18 protein-coding genes are annotated in these 20090 nt (G+C 49.9%); 12 read left to right on the top strand and 6 right to left on the bottom strand.

Going from position 1 to position 20090, the window contains the following annotated elements; translation table 11 throughout:
* Positions 1-83: 83 nt before the first annotated feature.
* The 4 genes from L6R44_RS10720 to L6R44_RS10705 all read left to right on the top strand — a co-directional run bounded on the left by L6R44_RS10720 (position 84) and on the right by L6R44_RS10705 (position 3288).
* Positions 84-1184 carry a ParB/RepB/Spo0J family partition protein gene (locus tag L6R44_RS10720; protein ID WP_237424148.1) on the top strand — a complete coding sequence of 367 codons (1101 nt, stop codon included), beginning with the start codon at positions 84-86 and terminating at the stop codon, positions 1182-1184.
* A 13-nt stretch (positions 1185-1197) separates the two neighbouring features.
* Positions 1198-1395: a hypothetical protein gene (locus tag L6R44_RS10715; protein ID WP_237424147.1), complete on the top strand. Its 198-nt coding sequence runs from the start codon at positions 1198-1200 to the stop codon at positions 1393-1395.
* The gene (locus tag L6R44_RS10710) at positions 1392-2147 is read left to right on the top strand and encodes a hypothetical protein (protein ID WP_237424146.1); all 756 of its coding nucleotides are present in this window, start codon (positions 1392-1394) and stop codon (positions 2145-2147) included. The genes L6R44_RS10715 and L6R44_RS10710 overlap by 4 nt, the downstream gene beginning before the upstream one ends.
* 292 nt (positions 2148-2439) lie before the next feature.
* Positions 2440-3288 carry a hypothetical protein gene (locus L6R44_RS10705; protein ID WP_237424145.1) on the top strand — a complete coding sequence of 283 codons (849 nt, stop codon included), beginning with the start codon at positions 2440-2442 and terminating at the stop codon, positions 3286-3288.
* A 37-nt stretch (positions 3289-3325) separates the two neighbouring features.
* Here the strand turns inward: L6R44_RS10705 and L6R44_RS10700 are convergent, their stop codons facing one another.
* Positions 3326-4147 carry a DNA adenine methylase gene (locus tag L6R44_RS10700; RefSeq protein WP_337249839.1) on the bottom strand — a complete coding sequence of 274 codons (822 nt, stop codon included), beginning with the start codon at positions 4145-4147 and terminating at the stop codon, positions 3326-3328.
* A gap of 406 nt (positions 4148-4553) precedes the next feature.
* Between L6R44_RS10700 and L6R44_RS10695 the strand changes: the two genes are divergently transcribed.
* The 6 genes from L6R44_RS10695 to L6R44_RS10670 all read left to right on the top strand — a co-directional run bounded on the left by L6R44_RS10695 (position 4554) and on the right by L6R44_RS10670 (position 12717).
* Positions 4554-5663 (top strand): DNA-binding protein, encoded by a 1110-nt coding sequence (locus L6R44_RS10695; protein WP_237424144.1) that lies wholly within the window; start codon positions 4554-4556, stop codon positions 5661-5663.
* 197 nt (positions 5664-5860) lie between these two features.
* Positions 5861-7522, top strand: a complete 1662-nt coding sequence (locus L6R44_RS10690) for a DUF4942 domain-containing protein (RefSeq protein ID WP_237424143.1) — start codon at positions 5861-5863, stop codon at positions 7520-7522.
* Between the two features lie 14 nt (positions 7523-7536).
* Complete coding sequence (locus L6R44_RS10685; protein WP_237424142.1) at positions 7537-7725, top strand: hypothetical protein; 189 nt, start codon at positions 7537-7539, stop codon at positions 7723-7725.
* A 198-nt stretch (positions 7726-7923) separates the two neighbouring features.
* Positions 7924-10383, top strand: coding sequence for an Ig-like domain-containing protein (locus L6R44_RS10680; protein WP_237424141.1), 2460 nt, complete (start codon positions 7924-7926; stop codon positions 10381-10383).
* Between the two features lie 205 nt (positions 10384-10588).
* Complete coding sequence (locus tag L6R44_RS10675; protein WP_237424140.1) at positions 10589-11452, top strand: Ig-like domain-containing protein; 864 nt, start codon at positions 10589-10591, stop codon at positions 11450-11452.
* A 338-nt stretch (positions 11453-11790) separates the two neighbouring features.
* Entirely contained in the window at positions 11791-12717 is a 927-nt protein-coding gene (locus tag L6R44_RS10670) for a replication initiation protein (RefSeq protein ID WP_237424139.1), read from the top strand.
* Positions 12718-13877: 1160 nt separating this feature from the next.
* On the opposite strand, the gene L6R44_RS10665 is transcribed toward L6R44_RS10670, so the two are convergent.
* Positions 13878-14204 carry a hypothetical protein gene (locus tag L6R44_RS10665; RefSeq protein WP_237424138.1) on the bottom strand — a complete coding sequence of 109 codons (327 nt, stop codon included), beginning with the start codon at positions 14202-14204 and terminating at the stop codon, positions 13878-13880.
* A 488-nt stretch (positions 14205-14692) separates the two neighbouring features.
* Between L6R44_RS10665 and L6R44_RS10660 the strand changes: the two genes are divergently transcribed.
* Positions 14693-15322: a hypothetical protein gene (locus L6R44_RS10660; protein WP_237424137.1), complete on the top strand. Its 630-nt coding sequence runs from the start codon at positions 14693-14695 to the stop codon at positions 15320-15322.
* A 39-nt stretch (positions 15323-15361) separates the two neighbouring features.
* On the opposite strand, the gene L6R44_RS10655 is transcribed toward L6R44_RS10660, so the two are convergent.
* Positions 15362-15571: a hypothetical protein gene (locus L6R44_RS10655; RefSeq protein ID WP_237424136.1), complete on the bottom strand. Its 210-nt coding sequence runs from the start codon at positions 15569-15571 to the stop codon at positions 15362-15364.
* Positions 15572-15889: 318 nt separating this feature from the next.
* A complete protein-coding gene (locus L6R44_RS10650; RefSeq protein ID WP_237424135.1) occupies positions 15890-18310 on the bottom strand; it encodes an Ig-like domain-containing protein in 2421 nt (806 codons plus the stop codon).
* Positions 18311-18559: 249 nt separating this feature from the next.
* Between L6R44_RS10650 and L6R44_RS10645 the strand changes: the two genes are divergently transcribed.
* On the top strand, positions 18560-18766 hold the full coding sequence (locus tag L6R44_RS10645; protein WP_237424134.1) for a hypothetical protein: 207 nt from the start codon (positions 18560-18562) through the stop codon (positions 18764-18766).
* A 228-nt stretch (positions 18767-18994) separates the two neighbouring features.
* Here the strand turns inward: L6R44_RS10645 and L6R44_RS10640 are convergent, their stop codons facing one another.
* The gene (locus L6R44_RS10640) at positions 18995-19246 is read right to left on the bottom strand and encodes a hypothetical protein (RefSeq protein WP_202668460.1); all 252 of its coding nucleotides are present in this window, start codon (positions 19244-19246) and stop codon (positions 18995-18997) included.
* 71 nt (positions 19247-19317) lie between these two features.
* Entirely contained in the window at positions 19318-20067 is a 750-nt protein-coding gene (locus tag L6R44_RS10635) for a methyltransferase (RefSeq protein WP_237424133.1), read from the bottom strand.
* Positions 20068-20090 lie beyond the last annotated feature (23 nt).

Below are 20090 nucleotides of genomic sequence, written 5' to 3'. Positions count from 1 at the left end.
CAGGGTATGTTTTGGATTTGGTGCGGCGGGGTTATTAGGTTTTGAGAGGACACCTTGTAAGATGGTAAAAAAAGGAGACCATCATGGACCAAAACAAGTACAAAATCGTACAGATTGCTCCACTTTCTCTTGTCATTGAAATTGGCTTTAACCCCCGCGAGGCGGTTATTGGCAACCTTTGTTATGAACTGGAGCCCGTCAAATCGACCATAACATCTATTAAACAGGCTTATAAGGAAGGTCGTCGCGTTGACCTGATTAAAGTTGTTCTAAAAGATGGCCAATATATCGTCCGTCAGGGGCATTGCAGAACCCACGCGCTTAAACTGGCACTCTCAGAGGGTGCAGTCATTCCGAGTATTTCTGTCGTATTGCTCGCTTATGATAATGAGATCGAGGAATATCTTGAGAATCTTGATGGCAACCGAAGTAATGGACTTAATCCGGTCAGCCAGGCGCATGCATTAGCACATGCAGTAAAAATGGGTTCATCCGTCGAGTCTCTGGCCCAGCGCTATCAGCGTTCGACGACTGCGATACGGAATATGCTCAAGATCCTTGATATGCCTGTTGAACTGCAACGCCTTATCAGCATGGGTGAAATTAAAAAAACTCTGGCCATTGAAATTATGCTCAGGTATTCAAACGACCATGCGAAAGTACTCGCGCATCTGAAATCGCACCTTGATATTGCGGCTCAGCCAGCCCCAACCACAATGCCGGTCAACCCCACAATTCAGAGTGAAGTTGTAAGTGCGAGTGAACCAGCAATGAATGCCAGCAATGGCAAAGAGGACAGGGATGATAAGAGTATAAACCAGGTTCAGAGGAACGGTGCGAAATCGGTAACGCGTTCATCATTAGGCATTAAACGACTGTCGCAGAAGAAAACAGAACGCCTTAAATCTGGATTTCTGTCGCTGACCACTGCACTTACCTCTGACACTGACGGTACTAATTATGTAACTCAAGTTAAAATCAGCAAACAGCACAAAGAATTATTCTCTGGAGTGGATCAGAGATTCCTCACAGATGATGGAAATGAGCTTAATTTGAATTTAAGCGAGAGTAATTTAAAAATGCTGCTGGCTATTTTAAGTGACGAGTCAACTGTCATTGTCATACCTAAATCAAGTGTCTCCGAATTGAACGAAATTCGAGACATGCTGATTACTTCAAGTTAGTACGGGGTGAAAAATGGCTAAGGGTAAATTTTCAGTGATTGAAACATACAAGTCCCTCCTTATTACCAAGGAAGCACTTGAGAAAAATATTGAACTTATCAATGCTGGTCACCGGTTTGATAACAGTGAAGGTGGCCACAACGAATTTGTTGACACTATCCAAAAGTCACTGTCCATAGTTAATCAACGACTCAAGGTGCTCGAAAAATGACGGAGATTTTTTTCACACACGATTACTTTTTAATTCCGTCTTCACTTAAGGTTTACGAAGAAGAAGGACGTTCTTTTGCATACATTGTTCGTGAGTGCCCGACTTGCGTTGATCTGCTTTTGCCCAGTAAAGATTGCAGTATTTGCCTTGGTTCAGGTACTGCCGCACCTGAAAAGGAGCCACTGTTCAAATTCAACAGCCCCAGCATTTTTGAGGATCTACCTGCATTTTTGAAGTGCCCTGCTCTTGAACGCTGGAAGCAGTCTAATGCTATGGCACTAAAGTTACTTTATGAAGATGGATCAGAGTTTGCTTCTGGTTTGAAACGTCAACTGGACGCTGGCTTGTTTCTTACCACAAGACAATTGCAGAGCTTTAATTCCTCGTTTGGTCAGGGCTTTGAAACCCCTGTTGTTGTTAAGAAACCTGTGGCAGAGGCAGAAACACCCTTAGCTTCCTCTACTGATATTCATGTGAACAGACGTTATAAACCGGGAGATGTAGTTAAGGTCATTATCGCGTTTACAGAAATCAGGGCTCAGTATTCAAAATCAAGCGGTTCTAAGTTCTTTACCTTTACCGGAATGACTAATCTTGGTGGGTTCGCATTCACACACAAGAGCCAGGATGCCGTTGAATTGGGTGAGAGCTACACGCTATCAGGGAAAATTCGACGTTATTTCACTTACGACTCTACATCCTATGCCATTACATCACTAACCCGTCTGACGCGGAATACAAATACAGCCTGACGGAGCAGGCTGTTATTCTGGCACTGTCGTGCCGACTCACTCACGGTAGACCAGGCTACGCACTATTCTTAACCGGTTTTTTTTCACGCCCAATAAAACTTTTCATTTTTTTTAGTCTGCCATTCAATAAAAAATATCTTTTTTAACTGATAATCTAAATAAAACGGACTATTTATTATTTAACACCCACTCGCCTGTAGATCGGAATCTTTGATTTTTAATACGGTTTAATTGTCGGCCGGGATATGCATATCAGTGCTAAGTGGAGAATGAGAAATTATCGGAGGATGTTTTGAATAAAGATCTCACGTTTGGATTTATTGCCAAATCAATTAGATCTTCTGGTAAGTCTGCTCAGCGAAAGATTGTAATCCCGTCAGACGCTGGATTATTCCAGCCAGACGCGGTGGGCAGTGACTTGTCTTCCTCGGTGTCCTTAAATGGCGTCCAGCTACAGCCAGTATGTCGATATCCATACTTGCAGTTACTGATGCATGTCCATAATCAGATTCTCGCCAATGCTCACATTATTCATGATGACGTCAGTTTTGCCGTAAATATAAAGGCCAATGACTGGCTTAGCCGTTCCCGACTGGTATTTTCAGATTACAGTTCGATGCGAAACAGTGAACGCATGGGTTTAATCACCCACGGTAACATTGAGGAGTTGCTGATTTGCCTTTCAACAACGCTCGCTGAATATGCCCCTTATTACAGAAAGCGTTACACGTTCAGTTTTCTGTTGGCATTCTCGTATTCTCAGGCTTCTGATACGTACACCCTGACTTTTCCCCTTCGGCTTCTGACGATGATTGATATTACCGGCGATCTCATCCAGACAAACCTCACAGAGCATCTTTTAAAGCGCAGGGCCATCCTCTATCCGCTTTATGATTACTTGCGAAAAGCCAATCGCACTGCGTTTCGGGTATGTGAGCTGACGAAATGCTTAGGCCCTGGCAGGGAGCGAGTCAGAATTATGCCTAATCTCATCTGTCTGGCTGAGATGGGGCTAATCCAGTTTGTCAGCGACGGGCGAGGGGAGTCACGCATCATTGAGGAGCTGGAGATTATCCCTTATGCGCAACGGGCACTTAACGACGCACTCACAATTGAAGAGATATCGTCCGCAGCTGCCTGACGTATATTGTGAACGATGCTGCTGCGGCACCAACGGTCTATTCGAGCACGGCGAGAATTTCGTCTGCGGCCTGGCGGCTACCTGTTGACGAGCCAATTGACCGATAAACACTCCTTGAATGGATAGCAAACCCCCGCTCTTCATACAGCGCTCTGGTAAATGGCGTATCGCTGTTCGAGACAGCGACCCGGGCTCCTTTGATAGCGGCACTCACCAGAAGGTCTGCCAGGCGGGTATGTGCCGCTTTGTCAAAGGGCGTTCCGTCATACGACACAAAGCTACTTTTGGTGATCTTGTCATAGGGCGGGTCGCAATAAATTTGGTCCTGCCCACCAGCTCCCGCCAGCGTTTCTTCAAACCCGGACAGTTTCAGTTCAATTCCCGACAGCCGGAATGAGAGATAATCAAGTTTTGCGGAGCTCAGCTTGAAGCTACTACGCTGACCCCAGGTTACTGAGTATTCCCGGGCCAAGTTATAACGGCAAAGCCCGTTGAATCCGAGCCGGTTAAGGGCATAGAAAAGCACGGCCCGCCGCAGGCTGTCGGACGTGTTATTGAACTCTGTACGCAATGCATAGTAATCCGGTTTCGAGAAGGTGCATTCTGCCAGTTGATTAACCTGATGACGAAATTCCGCTTTGTTTTCCCTGATGCAGCGATAAAAATTAATCAGATCGGGGTTACTGTCTGCCAGGAGCGCCTCTGTCGCAAACATGTTGAGAAACACCGATCCGGCACCAATGAAGGGTTCAACCCATCGGCGTTGCTCATCTCTCTGGAAGTGGGAGCGAATGAAGGGCATAAGCTTTGTCTTGCCTCCGGCCCACTTTAGCATTGGCTGATGTAGATTCTGGTTCACATTCGCTCCGTATTCTGGAAGAGTCAAAGAGTCAGTCAGTCAGTCAGTCAGTCAGTCAGTCAGTCAGTCAGTCAGTCAGTCAGTCAGTCAGTCAGTCAGTCAGTCAATCATAGCGAAACCACTAAGATAGCTAACAGTTTACGAGGACAAATTCGGCTGCTGCTGGCTCATAAAAGTTATTTTTGATTTTTTTTGCTATTTTTTAGAAATTTACAATTCTTACATTAAATTCCTCACCATGTTGATTTAACACATTTTTTTCATGCTTTTGAATTCATCATAAAGTAACTTTTTTCCCACCAAAACGTCATAAACCGAAAAAGTGCCTTTTACCCAACCTTGCTTACCGAATTTTTTAGATAGCATTTCCCTCATCAAGCCCCCCAGAATGATTACCGGAGTTACTATGAGTGAGATTATGACTGAGCTTAAGACTGCTAAATCTACCCCCTCCCCGATGCCGACAATTGCGTGTCAGAACATGACCGGGACAGGGCGTGTTATCTCTGGCATTAAGCAATTTCGTGATATGAACATTGATCTGTGTGCAGAGGTTTCTGAGCTGAAAACCTACGCTCTGCATCCCGGCGTCATTCAGGTCACTCCCGGTTTCAACTCCCGCGAAATGGGCATGGGTGCCGACTTTTACAAGCTGCCGGAAGTGGCTGAGCACATCGCTAACATCAAAGCGGCTTTCATTCGTGGTGACTATGTAGACCCGATCCGCATTCGTTTCATTGATGGCGTTCCTTTCGTCCGTCAGGGCCACTGCCGGTTAATAGCTGCACAAACTGCCCTGGCGGAAGGTCACGACATCAGTATCCGTGCCACCGAAATCAAAGAAGATGAAGTCGGCTGCGAACTGGCCACTATCGACGGCAACCGTGGGATGGCACTCTCTCCTGTGGCACTCGGTGTATCTTACCGTCGTTTACAAGAAATCGGTGGCTGGTCCCTGGAGCGTATCGCCCAGCGAGAAGGCAAAAGCGCTACGGCTATCAGTGCTCTGATTCGGCTGGCATCCATCCCTGTGTATCTGAAGACGCTTATTCATGCCGATGCAATCTCCTACGTCGCAGTGCTTGACCTGTTGGATCAGTTTGGTGAAACGGAGGCGATTTCACGTATTGAGAAGTTAATCGCCGATCTTGAAGAGGCTTCGTCCAAAGGGGTGATTGTCCGTAAAACGCCTCAGGGTCAAGTACGCCTTCGCCCGTCCGACTTCAAGGCACCACGCATTCCACCTGTGCTGGCAACCCGCGTGGTGGAAGGGGTTAAAGTTATTAACGAACAGCTGTTGCAGAAACTTAACGCCATCGAGTTGCCGGAGGTCACGGATTCCAGTGCAGATGTGGAAATCCCAGTGACATTGAACCGAAGTACTATTGAGCTGCTCAAGTCGCTTGCCAGTGAAATCACCGCGTCTGAAAACAAAGCGCTTCGTCGTGCAGAAAAACGTCAGGCTAAATTAAATGGCGGAACAGATCCCAATAATGGATCTCCGGCAGAAGAGTAAGATAGCGGCCCCAAATCCGAGTAAATGAAAACCCCAACCTGTAGCAAGGTTTGTTGTTTGTTCTGACTTCGTTAAATCCAATCCCCATGCTGTTTGTTAGCCCCCTTCGTGGGGCTTTTTTTTTGGCGCTGGGGATTATTAGGTTTTTTCGTCGATTTGCTAACCTGGCGATATACCTTCACTGAACAGGCAGCATCATGAACACACTGGCGCTTACCACCAACCCTCACGCCGCAGAGCCACGCGCTCATGCAGCACTTTATACACAGGACACCTTCCCTGAAATGCGGGAAGAGCTCAACATCATTGCGAGCCTGGTCGGGGAGTACAATGATGACCTCATAGCACTCCGCAGCCTTGCGGACCTGTTTTCGAAGGGAAGTACCCGCACCTTTTACAGCTACCTGTCGGGTTATAACCACCAAATCACTGATAAAGATGCGCTCTATGCTGAAAACGCGCTTCGCTCAGACTACTGGAAGCGCGTCATGGCCCTGACAGATGTGCTATCGGTTATGGACGCGGAAAAGAAAAAAGCCTGGGATAAGCAGTTCACCGCAGATCGTTATTTTAATCCACCGCAGGTTATCCCGGAATTCACTCTGGACGCCGTGACCAGTACCGTTGTCAGCCTGCTCAATGATCGCAACCAGTTCATGCATGAGCGGGTTTACGGCGTCTTCAAATCGCTCAGTGTCCACCATAAAACCAACAAAGCGTTCGGCTTTTCAACACGTATGATTACCACCGGAGCCTGCTCCCGGGAGCGGTATCCCTCCGGCAAGTTCATCACTGAAGTCAGGGAGTCCGGTCTGGAGGCGCTTTCCGAGCTACGCGTGGTGTGTGCCTTCTTTCGGGGTGAAAAGCTGATGCCGGTACATGACACCACAAAAAGGGTCGAAGAGGCTCTGGAGCATGTGGGGTTCGGCCAGTGGTCCGCATTCGACGGCAACAGCCTGCGTTTCCGCCTGTTTAAAAATGGATCACTTCATATTGAGGTCCATCCGGACATTGCCGGGAAACTCAACAACATTCTGGCCGCGTATATTCCGCTGGCTCTCCCGGCGGACCGCTCAGCCCATGCCCGCAAGACGGTCAAAGCTTTTCCCGTGCTGAAGAAGTGTATCGATTTCCATTCCCGGATGCTCATTGGTGATCTGACGGCAAATAAGACCGCTCGCGAGGGTAAGCCCGCCTGGTCAATCTGGCTGTCCTCTTCGTTGCTGGCGGAGAACGCGGGTAAGAACACCATTGCCGACGTCCTCCGTTTTATGGGGGCGAAGCTCGACCGGCACACCGCCGAATTTGATTTTGACCCGAGTGAGCCGCTGCGGCATGTTGCCCGCATGGGTGATGTGCCTGATGTGGTCTCTCACCAGTTTTATCCCTCCTCAAGCACTCTCAGCGAGTACGTTGACTCGCTTCTGGGTCCCGGCGAGGGTGATACATTGCTTGAACCCAGCGCAGGGCAGGGAGGCTTACTTCAGGCAATCTCACCGACGGTGGACATCACCTGCGTGGAGCTCGATGCCCTGAATTGTGAAATCCTTCGCGCCCGTGGGTATCAGGACGTGACTGAAGGCGATTTTCTGGCCTGGTCTCAGAAGAATGCTTCACGAAAATTCAGCTGTGTGGCGCTCAACCCGCCTTTTTCCGACCGGCGGGCGCAGCTCCATCTGGCGGCTGCGGCATCACATCTTGCGCCCGGGGGACGTCTGGCGGCGGTGCTGCCGCTCTCCCTGGAAAAACAGGATCTATTGCCCGCTGACGCGTTCTTTATGCAATGGGGGGATGTGTTTCATAAACAGTTTGCCGATACCGCTATTTCAGTCCGCGTTCTCTATGTTGAGCGCCATTAACCACCGGAGGCACAATGACGAAAGAAGATAACCGCAGTCGAAATGAACGGGAGCAGGGTGACGTAGACGAAGACGTTCCCTTTACCATGGACGCTTTTGAACGCAACCGCCCCACCCGTTATAAGGTGCAGCATGTACAGTTAAGAGGGGAATCGGCGCAACGCCACGATCCTGACAGTAATCACCAGCTGGATGACCTCTGATCCCAGGGAGCGCGTCACTCGTCACCGACGCGCTTTCAGACTTCATTTCCCCCTAATCAACTGCCCCCCCCTCCACCAAAAGTAACTTTTCGAAATGGCACTAATGCCGCTGTTGGGCATTGAAATTAATGTCGTAACTGGAAAGGCAACTTACACGATCCCGGTACAATAGGCTGACTTTTATCCCGGGAGTAAACCATGCGTAAAACGACATTGAGCTGCATGCTGGTCATGGCACTTGTCTCATCCTGTTCGGTCAATGCTCAGGTCTTTAGTTTTTCTTTCAAAGACACCAATTCGACTGACCGCAGCGTGAAGCCCACTGCACTGACCTATCTCAATCCCACCAGCACCATGACGCTTAACCTGATCTCCGGTCTGGACCGCTATGAGCGGATAAAAGTCATCCGCGACAGTGATCAGAAAGTGATGCATTCCGCTATGACATCGCTTGTCGGCGTGGCCGACCGTGTTACTGCGGCGGACGGGAGCGAGTATTATGGCAAAAACATGGCCCTGCCAGCGCTGGGTGAAGGCAGCTATACTATCGTAGACGAAACCCTGGACATCCATCAGGCCGTGGTCAGTTCCGCCACCTATAAACTGATGCTGGATGTCACCCGGCCCGCATACACCTCCTTTTACCCACGTCAGGACGCAGGATATGGCATGGTGCTGAGCGGTCCCCTCTGGGAACTTGGCCGTGCCGGTGCTGGCCAGTTTGATATTTTCCTCGACGGTGTCACCGATGCTAATGACATTGACAACGTGAGACTGGTGATCAGACGCGCCGATGGGAGCGCGATTTCAGACCAGTCCATGAATTACGATCCGGCCAAAGATCGGGCCTTCTACACCTGGGCTAATGACATGGCCTCAGCGAAAACGATGCCCACCAGCGATTTGGATGAGACCTTTACTTTTAATGTCTTCATTTCCGACAAAGCCGGAAACATCCGCACGGTCCCGCCGCAGTCGTTTAAATATGACGATCAGCTGGGTGAGGTCACCGCATTTGCAGTTCATGACTCCCGGTCGCCGACCAGTAACGTGCCCGGCATCTCAAGTGGATATGTTCCGTACAAAGCCGGTCTATCTGTGCTGGAAAACCCTTACCGCGTGGTGCTACGTATTCCCAGGACGAACTGGAAGGCTTACCGAAACGGGGGGATAGACGTCACGAATACCTACGGCGGAAACAGCATTATAGCCAGTGACAGCACCTATATTTATCTCGAAGCAAAATTACCCCAGGGAGTGATAGACGGTAACTATTTCCGCCCGAACAACACCTATCAATGGGGAGGAGGAGATTTAACCTATGTCGGGAGAGAACTCACATGGGACCCGGCATCATTGAAATCCCCAGTCTGGGCGGGGAAAAAAATCGAGCGTCAAAAGGCAGACGGAACCTGGATTGACAGTGTGAACTGGAGCCTGTTTACGGCCGCAGACCTGCCCCTGACCTTCAAGGCTATTCGCTTTACCGTTGAGGCTCGCCCGTACGACCAATACATAACCAACGTTACCAACTGCAATATCCCGGCAGGATCCACATCCTGCACAGTAAGCCTCTCTCGGACTCTGGCACAAAATACGACCGGATATATGCACGACGGGTTTAACATCAAAGCCAGTCAGGAGGCTACATTTAATACCCCTATGTGGGAAAATATCAGCTGGCATGCACTGAAAACCTCGGTCACGGGCTACAATTACGACGAAAAAACCAATTTGCTGAACGCCTATGTCAACATTCCAGGCGATGGGAGCTATTTCGACCGGGTTAAAGCTAAAAAAGTCTGGCTCAGCGACAAAAACCAGGCTGACAAAGAGATACTCACTGGTACTCAGACATCCCGAAATGTCTCCACGGGAAACAACACCTTCCAGTTCGACATGAAATCCATCCCGGAAGGAAGTTATAACCTCATCATTAACGCCGTAGATACCTACGCCAACGCAAGTTCACTGCCATTCAGGACTTTTATCGTGGACCGAACGCCTCCTGTGGTAAACGTCAGCTATGAGGGGAAACAGGTCGATAAGAACGTCACCGTCATGGGCCTGGAGAACCTTCGGATCAGCCTCAGTGATACGCTGACCACGCCGAAAATCAGCCGAATCGTGATGCGTGGGGGTCCCACCAGCGACTTTGTCGAACTGTCCTGGGCGAGCCTTGGCAACAATGTGTATTCCCTGAATTACCCGCGCATCTTCCCGTCACTCAATGAAGGTGAGACCTACCGGCTCACGGTGACTGCCACCGATGAGATGAACAACACGAAGGATTACGAGTCAGAATTTGGCTACCTGCCGAATAACCTGGTTCGTCTGGATAACCTGCGCACACTTGCCGTCAATGCGAGCCTCAAGACCACAACAGATGTGCCGCTTGCCGTCCTCAGTACCGGAATGCTTCGGCGTAAAGATGGCCAGCTGGCAACCGGGGTCCAGAATGCGATCCTGACCGTCAGGCGTGATGCACAGTACGGGATAAACCTTAACGGAACGGCGGCAGCGCCTGGGGAGAGTAAAAACCTCGTGCTGGATCTGGGCCTGGGTGATCCCCGGACGTTTCCAATCTACCCGACGGAGTCCGGGAAAACCGGGACGTCTGAGTTCATCATAGAGATCCCTGAATTGGCGAGCCAGTAGTAAAGTATGCCGCCCGAAAGGGCGGGATTTAGGCGGGCCTGCATACCGTAACGCTTTAAATAACACTCAGCAAAAGATCTACATGGTTAATCACACAGTTATCCCCCGAAAATGTGGATAACTGTTTTTCAGCTCAGGTTCACATCAGGAATGCAACAAAATCCGGGGCCGTTAGCTACCCGGATGAGTAAGCCATCTCGTTAAAATGACCGAAGATTTTTCCCTGACTCTGAAAGATGTTGCCGGGAAAGACACCGCGCTCAAACCGGCGACAACCAGTGTCATCAACTATCAGCAGAAGAGCCTCACTTTTAATTATGCCGCATTGCCATCAGGCCGCTACACTGCCACCGCAACGGTGAAAGATAGCTATGGCAACGTATCTACGGCAACCCTGCCCGGAGGCATTCTGCACGACACCATAGCACCTGTCGTCTCGATTGACTTTAAAGGCAAGCCAGCTGAAGGGCAGCTGGTGAAGGGGCTGGAAAATCTGGTCATTCAGGTCACCGACGATCTGACTAAACCATCGGTAGTCAGCATTACGCTAGATGGTGGGCCGACGTCAGATAAGGTGAATGTTGGCTGGTATCAGACCGGAGCCAACAGCTTTGCTCTTCAGTATCCAAGGGTGTTCCCGTCGAGCGATGATACTGACGCCTACAACCTGATCGTCACAGCCATTGATGAAGCAGGAAACTCGACAACAAAAACCAGCCATTTCCGCTATGTGCCGGACAACATGATTGAGTTTAATACCCTCAAAACCCTGGCGGTCGGGCAGGCCCTTAAAACTTCTGATGACAAACCGCTAGCCTACATCCAGTCAAACAGCATCCGGAAGAAAGACGGGGCGCTGCTGACCGGCGATCAGAATGCTGTGCTATCTGTCCGTCGTGATGCCAAATTTGGTGTGTCAGTGAATGGAGTCAGCGTTGATCCCGGCGAGTCAAAAGAGTTCATCCTCAACTTTGGTACCGGCGAGGGAATTCTGATACCCGTTTTTCCGAATCAGTCCGGTATAAGTGGTGCGGCAGACTTTATGGTGGAACTGCCCCAGATTATGTGATTTTTTGTGGATTTTTAGGTCCCCCTTTTGCCCTTTTCAGTGAGAAGAGTAAAAGGGGTATACTTCTGCAATGGCAGTTCCACGGCTTGTGAGTAACTTCAACGTGAAGTCCTGGTTTCTCAGAATCGTGGAATTATTGACACTTAATTATTCACAGGCAATTTCCAGACTACTTCCAGCATAGTGCACGGATCTGCAAAGATCGCCATGCTTTCATCTTGCAGTTACCCACTTATCCACCGGATTCTTTTTAATAACATTTTCATCCTTTTTAATTTCTTTTTCTTCTTTTTAGGAGGCTGGAACCCGCGCCATATCTGGGTTCAGGAGGGGGAACTATGGGGAAGACATCAAGTAGTCATGGGAGACACCACAAGATCCTATGGGGATCACATCAAGATCCTATGGGAAAGGCATCAAGTTGCTATGGGAAACAGCTCAAGTTTGATATGAGTTGTACACAGTTTTCTTTAACAGATCCTTGTCAATATGATTCAGGCATGTACACTGTGGGTAACTTGAAATTCCCCACAATGAAAATTGGCGACCTTAATATGGCGGCGGCACAGATAAGAAAAAGTGTAAAGGCTTTGAAAATCAGTCAGTCGAACGAATTGACTGAGGCGGCATACTATTTGCCGCTTCAGGCAAAGCGGGCGCTGTGGCTATGCCTTGTTGAATGTTATGCAAAAAAAGACGAAGAACAGATAGCCGAGACCAACTTTACTATCTTGGTGTCTGATTATCAGGCTCACTTCAACGTCAGTGTGGAGACCGCCAGCCGGGATTTGAAGAAAGGAATTCAGGCCTTATCTGAGAGCAGTGTGACCTTTTTCCCCAAGGGCGGTAAATATGAAGAGGTAAAAATGCCCTGGTTAGCACTTTCCGGTTTACGTCGTGGAAGGGGGCAATGGGAGGTTGAGTTCAACCATCACATGATGCCCTATATTCAGGGACTGACATCTCAATTCACGACTTACGGGCTTGTTGATGTAGAGAAAATCAGCTCAGTCAGAACTATCCGGCTTTACGAAAGCCTCTGCCAGTATCGCTCTACGGGGATTTGGAAAGTAAGCCAGGAGTGGCTTGCAGATCGCTTTAAACTTCCCGATACACAGCGCAGAAACACTGCGGAGCTGAAGAGAACATTTTTGAATCCTTCGATCAAGCGTATCAATACCAGCACCCCGCTTCTGACTGAAGTTAGCGATGACGGTAATGGTAATTTCATCTTCACGATACTGCCCAAGAAAGATAAAGCTTGATGTAATTACCCTATGTTCTGTCTTGCCGACTTCTCCCCAGCCGGTAAGACAAAATTCCTCTGCATTGAAGTGGCTGGTTCGTTACGCTACCTCGCAGCATGGCCCCTCAAGTTCTGAAAACCTTCAGACGATAGTTATCCACTTATTCACAGCCTTCTTTTTAAATCCTTTTCTCCTTTTAAATCCTTTTCTCCTTTTTAACAGGCTGGACCCCACGTTGTGTCTGGGTTCACAAGGCATACGTGTGGGAAACACCGCAAGTAAAAATGGGAATCACAGCAGGTATCTATGGGGTTCACCTCAAGAATGTATGGGAACCTGATCAAGTTACTATGGGAAACACCTCAAGTGATTTTTTCATTATCCACAAGGTTTTTACACCAAGTAATTGCCCGTAATTCAGAGCACTGCAATTTTGATGGTCCTTTCTTCAGGCTAACCTGCTTAATTGTCAGTATGGGGAACGGCTCAAGTAAGTATGGGGATTAGGTCAAGTTGATATGGGAAACACCTCAAGTTCAAATGGTAAATGTGAGTTTTATCCAGATTTCAGCCCATTTTAAGCCCTTCAGATGGGTTAACTTGAGCTGTTTCCCATAGTCATGAAACTAGTTAAATTACATGCCGCATAAATATCCTTTATAATCATTATCTTAAAGTTCGTATTGTTTTTTTTCCGCAGTGGATTTCCCTCAACATCCACCTGTCTACGAGAATACGAACTTGAGCTTTTCCCCACAATTACGATCATAAAACGCTCTGATTGAATGCATTACGAGCAGCGTTATACCCTGACCAGACCATATCCGATACCTTGCGTGGCTCCCCACGTCCTGACTGGTGCTGCAAACTTGCGGTGTTCCCCACATCCCCGCCTGTGCTGCAAACTTGCGGTGTTCCCCATATCCCGGCCTGTACTGCCAACTTGCGGTGTTCCCCATATCCCGGCCAGTGCTGCAAACTTGCGGCGTCCCCCACATCCCGGCCTGTACTGCCAACTTGCGGTGTTCCCCATATCCCGGCCTGTACTGCCAACTTGCGGTGTTCCCCATATCCCGGCCAGTGCTGCAAACTTGCGGCGTCCCCCACATCCCGGCCTGTACTGCCAACTTGCGGTGTTTCCCACATCCCGGCCAGTGCAGCTAACTGGCGGAGTACACTCAACCGGCTGGGCATAGTAACTTGATCTGTTTCCCACATAAGCCGCAGCCAAAGTAACTTGTGCTGTTTCTCACACCAGCCGAAGCCAAAGTAACTTGAGCTGTTTCCCACATAAGTCGCAGCCAAAGTAACTTGAGCCATATCCCACACCAGCCGCCGCCAAAGTGACTTGATCTGTTTCCCACATCAGCCGCAGCCAAAGTAACTTGAGCCATATCCCACACCAGCCGGAGCCAAAATAACTTGAGCTGTTTCCCACACCAGCCGGAGCCAAAGTAACTTGATCTGTTTCCCACATCAGCCGGAGCCAAAGTAACTTGAGCCATATCCCACACCAGCCGGGACCAAAGTAACTTGAGCTGTTTCCCACACCAGCCAGGGGCAAAGTAACTTGAGCTGTTTCCCACACCAGCCGGGGCCAAAGTAACTTGAGCTGTTTCCCACACCAGCCGGGGCCAAAGTAACTTGAGCTGTTTCCCACACCAGCCAGGGGCAAAGTAACTTGAGCTGTTTCCCACACCAGCCGGGGCCAAAGTAACTTGAGCTGTTTCCCACACCAGCCAGGGCCAAAGTAACTTGAGCTGTTTCCCACACCAGCCGGGGCCAAAGTAACTTGAGCTGTTTCCCACACCAGCTAGGGGCAAAATAACTTGAGCTATTTCCCACACCAGCCAGGGCCAAAATAACTTGAGCTGTTTCCCACATCAGGCAGAGGCACGGCGTTATCCGTCGTGAAAAACTATTAGATAACCGCAGCCTTCAGATACACTACAATCAATGCCAGTCCAAGAGACCATACAAAAAAAGAGGCTTTATGGAATTTGATTTTCACAATTTGCCTGTGACCGACGGCACATCCGGGGAATGGGCTATTGAATCTTTTTACGTCAGCGAGGTTGAATCAGCGTCAACCCTTCTCAGATCTGCCTATACGAAAGATGACGACGCGTATATTCCGGCAGGGGACTATCGTCGGCTAATGAAATCTGGCGAAGTTGTGATGTCAAATACTCCCATGGAGATACGCACCTGCACCGAATTTCTGGAGAATGCCCGGGGCAGTCTCCTGATAAACGGACTGGGTTTGGGAATGGTGCTTCATGCTGTATTGCAACTGCCGCAGGTCACCCGCGTGACGGTCATTGAGCGTGAACTGGATGTTATCAAGCTTGTCGGGAATACCTTCAGCTCCGATCCACGTGTAGAAATCATTCACGCCGATGCCTTCCTGTTCTGTCCACCTGCCGGAGCTATCTATGACGCGGCCTGGCATGATATCTGGCACTTCCATTCACACCGCAATCTGGATGAAATGGAAGCGCTTGAGAGGAAATATCTGTCTCTGACGAACTGGCAGGGCTGCTGGGGCAAGCAGGAATGCGAGAGGGCCCTTATCAACTTGCTGGCGCTGGAAAAGAGGCTGGATGCGGAACTGAATGGCTAGAAGAGAGAGGCTGCTTGTCATCCAGGCAGCCTGATAACGTCAGACAGTACGATTCCACTGGCCTATCTGCTCGTAGATATTGCGTTGGACCTGCTGTACTGTTTTCTTTATATCTAATAGTCCCGGATTTTCCTGGCCTATTTCAGAGTCCCATTGCTCGCTGATGTCTTCAATTTTTTGATTAATCATATCCAGCTGGGCCAGCTTTTTCTTAGCAAAGGCCATTTCTTCTTTGTAGAGTTTGCGCATGATCTTGATCCGTAGGGCCAACGAATAAGTTGATGGGCCTTCGTATGACGTTAACATATTGTTACATGCGTGACGACTTAAGGCAAATTTTCAGAGAGATGGGTCTTTTCTATTACCGTGTTTTCTGATGCATTGCCAGCCATGTGGACTGGTCTACAGGGAGAGGGCGTAATCTCACCTGGTTGTACGCATTCTTGCGGGATTTAATCGGTCATGATAGGTGTCTTAAACGGGGCCGCAGGGCGGAGTCATTCGCGGGTATGGGAAACGGGTCAACTTAATGGCAGAGCCGCCAGCTCAGCTGACGGCATATCGTGGTTACTTCAGCTCATCAATTTGGATCATGAATTCGGCCAGGCCGGTCTTGCCGTTCTCCGAGGGGAAAATCGGCAACAGCAGAGTATCTCCCTGGCCCGTGTCGATATTCACGTTCACCGCCTCCCCTGGAGCTGCTTCAGCCCCGTTAAATGCAATCCCGAAGCTGGCATCTTTGCGCACAGACAGCGTGGCGTTCTGCAAGCCTCTGGCTATTTCACCATTGGTCTTGCGCAGCATGTTTGTTGAGAGATAGGCAAGCGGCACGTCCGTGGAGGTTTTGAGTGCGGACTTCACGGCGAGCGTCCGCAGGTTATGCAGCTGGACGAGGTTGTTGGGCAGATAGCTGAACTTCTGGGTGTAGGTTTTGCTGTTGGACTGGCTGTCTGAGACCGTCACGCTGATCGCATAGCTCTCTGATGGCTCGAAATTAGGGAAAATGCGTGGATATTCAGGAGTATAAGTGTCTTTTCCTGCCGGTGCCCAGGTAAGTTCCACACTATCCGAGGTTGGCCCGCCGGTGAGCTGAAGACGCGTAATACGTGGGGTGGTCAGGTTGTCGCTCAGCGCAATTCGTAAATTTTCCAGTCCGTAGACCACAGTATCATCGGTGAGTGGCTTACCTTCGAAGGAAATAGCAACCGTAGGCGGTGTGGCATCAAGGGCGATGTCGCCATAGGTTTTATTAGTCTGATTGAGAAAACGGTCCTGAATGTTCACTTCCACGTTGTAGCGGCCTTCGGCCTGCCTGGAAAAATCATATTCGATGGTGTAGTTCCCGGCATCACGCGAGAGTACGGTTCCCACAGGTGTCATGCGCTGATTGGTCAGTTTGTCGGTCAGGTAGAATCCGAGGAGGCGGAACCCGTCAAACCAGTCATTGTCCTGCTCCAGATGGGCCTGAACCGTCATTTTTTTCGTTGCCGGATTGTAGGAGATGGCCCCGATTTCCGGCACGGTTTTATTGTTCCAGCGTGTCATTATCCACTGCTCTGAACGAAGGATAGTGTTGCTGACGCTGCGGACATAATAGAGAGTCCGGTTATATCCCAGCGTACCTAGCGCCATATCAAAGTTTTCCGGTGCTTCGCAGCTGGTCTGCCCCGCCGGGATGCGACAGGTTAACCGTCCTCCCACTTCCTGATCGAACGGTCTGGCTTCCACGTTAAATCGCGCCCGGACAATTTTAATGGGCAACCGGGAAGAGAGCACGGTTTCGAATTCTTTTGAGCTGTACCAGGTTCCCTTGCTGTCCTGGAAGTCCTCCCAGGTTCCGGTAAAGGCCGGGGTCTTTAATGCCGCTGGATTGAGCGTCATTGAGTAAGTCGGGAAATAGCCGCCCCACTGTCCAAAATTCGCCATTCGGGCCATATCGCCGTTTGCAGTCCCGAAAGGCAGCGTCATCTCTACGTAGCTGTAAGTGGCGTCAGATGTCAGCTCCTTGGGCGCGGCGTACTGGTTAATGAAGGTCAGACCGCCTTCGGCATATTTGTTGTAGTTCGTTTTCGGAATGCGATACACCAATCTGATGGGGTTTTCGTTGACGACCATCCCGGCTTTATAGGCCGGGTAATTCGTCAGCCCCGGCACGACGCTGCCCGCATTGTTCGGATCATGGACGGCAAAGAGCGTTATCTCGCCAACCGTATTATCAAAGCGGAAAACCTGCGTCGGCAGGGTGCGAATGTTTCCGGCGGTATCGTAAATTTTTACTTTCGCCTGAAAGTCCTCATCGAGGTTACTGTCGGGGATACCGGGTTGCTTTACACTCGCAGCCGTGTATGGCAGGTACATCGTCTTATCGGCGACGTTGTATTTCATGGGGGTCGAACTAAAAAGCGAACCATTAGCCCGATAGATCTCAAAAATACCTTTATCAATCCCATTTGTGTCATTAATGCCTGAGGATATAAAACTGTATTGATAAACGGCTTCAAGGCCCAGCTTGAAGACCGGTCCTGTTCCTGTGCCTACGCCAACGGTGGCCGTCAGAGGATTGGCTGTCGGAGGCGTGGTGTCGAGAGTCCAGTTATAACTGTAGGTGGCCACGACGGACTGATTCAAATCCAGTATGTTGATCTGAACAATGAATTTGCCTTCACCGAGCGCCGGTAAAGTTACTTTCTTTCCGTAGAATTCGCTGCCATCACCAGCGGTCAGGCGATCCGCAACACCGGTACGGTTGGTGGTGAAATTGTAGAGCTGCGCCCCGGTGTCCCGCGTCACTTTTACGTTCACGAAGCGGTCCAGCCCGGAGATGAGTGTCAGGGCTACGGTGGAAGCCGGGTTCAGCAGAAGCCGGGTAGAAGGGGCATGAATCACGACGCCGTTGGTGTCCGTGAACGTGGACTCATAAATTTGTGCGGATGCCTGCGAGGATGCCAGAATGCCTGCCAGGACGCTTAATGTTATGAAGTGCTTCATGGACTGACTCCGTTTAATATTGTCTTGTTTTGACGACATTTTAAACAAATCAGAAACACCCTCGTGCCTGTATAGAGCTTCATTTTCTCTGTTCTTTACGGGCATACCGGAAGTGAATCCCCTGGTGCTAACGAACGCTCATACAGAAGACCCGCTGATTTTTAGCGTAAGATGGCTACCGCAGTATCGGCTGTCCCCTGGCTGGCGATTACCTGCCGCAGGAAATAAACCTCATAAGGCGAACTGACCATGACAGATGAACAACAACGCATAGACCGGGCTATTGAACTGGCCTGTAGGTTTGGCAGTACGGACGAATTGCATCACCTTCAGTGGGGGGTGGATCAGATGGTCCGGGAGCTGGCGGGCAGTCGCTATGACCAGATAGTGGTTGAGGCGAAAGCCGGTGAAGATGGGGAGAATACATATGCCTGGCACGTGGGTATTGCACCGTAATGCTGACATGGGACTGGATTATCGCCCTGATATGGCACTCAATCAAGACGTTAATGCGTGTCCTTTGACCCGCACTGTTCGTTCCTTCAGGCTCTAAACATCAGCATTCAGTTTGAATTCAGCGCGGTGATGCCACTCTCTTATTCATGTGCCGCATGAATAAGAGAGTGTGATTATGGAGGAATGCGTCCGAACGATGCGGACGTCTGCCGAAGGACAGCCACCCCCTTAACGCAAAATGACCAGGTCCCGCCCAAAGGCAAAACCATCACCGGCCCTGTCTTCAAAACGAGAGACATACGACTTGCCGTATTTATCGAGGTCTTCAATGGCACTACGGGTAAGCCGACGGGAATAATCGTAGCCCCAGATGTCCCCGTTGCGCTCTTCGAACCTGGAGGGCTTGTAGTGCTTTTTCAGAAAATCATATACCTGCTGAAAGTCGGGTAACGCCTTCGCCTGTAATTCCACGTTGTGCATCGTTCACTCTCATCGCTGATGATGAGCGGGTTTACTGACCCGCTTCTTTTCCGGTTGCCATTGTGGTGATGTCAGATCTTTACCATCACTGTATTAACGCGGGTGCCGACGGATTTAAACGTATCGGCAGGTAATTTCTCGATACTGCCCCCCAAATCGGCGATCCGCTTACGCAGTTCCACCGTGAGAGTGTCCTGACGAAACTCGATGCTCGCTGGCATGACGGAGGCAAAACGCCCGCCGGTCTCCAGCATATCAAGTGCATGATTAACATGTTTCACATCTGAGCGTTTAAAGAACGGGGGATTCATCAGAATGACGTTAAATTTTTGATCAGGCTCCCAGCGGAGGAAGTCCGCATGGATTAACGTCGCCGTGGAACTAAGCGCCTTATCCGCACTGGCCTGTGCGAAACGATCATCCATCAGCTCAACGCCCGTAATGAGTGCGCCGGGTGACACTGCCTGTACTGCCCGGATGATTCGGCCATCGCCAAAGCCAGGCTCAAGAATTCGATCACCGGCAGTCGGAGCTGCACCGGCAATCATGGCCGCAATAATGTCAGGCGGGGTAGGGAAGTAATTAAATTCATCCTGAGGAATGACAATCTCGCCGGTCATCAGCAGCTGGTCAAGGCGCTCACCCGCATCCGAAGGAAAGACATGGGCCTTTTCTTTGCGGTTCCATTTCCCCCCGGCGGCATCGAGCACCTTGTTGGTCTTCAGGTACAGCGCCCGATCCAGCTGAGCGGACAGAAACAGGCGGTTTTCGTCGGTCCGGGCATGGCCCAGGGCAATCAGTACGTCAGTGGCAATTTGCATGGTATCTCCGGTATCGGGGTGAT

The sequence above is a fragment of the Enterobacter cloacae complex sp. ECC445 genome (assembly GCF_021892025.1).
GTDB lineage: Bacteria > Pseudomonadota > Gammaproteobacteria > Enterobacterales > Enterobacteriaceae > Enterobacter > Enterobacter chengduensis.
This window is presented reverse-complemented; position numbering and strand designations above follow the sequence as displayed.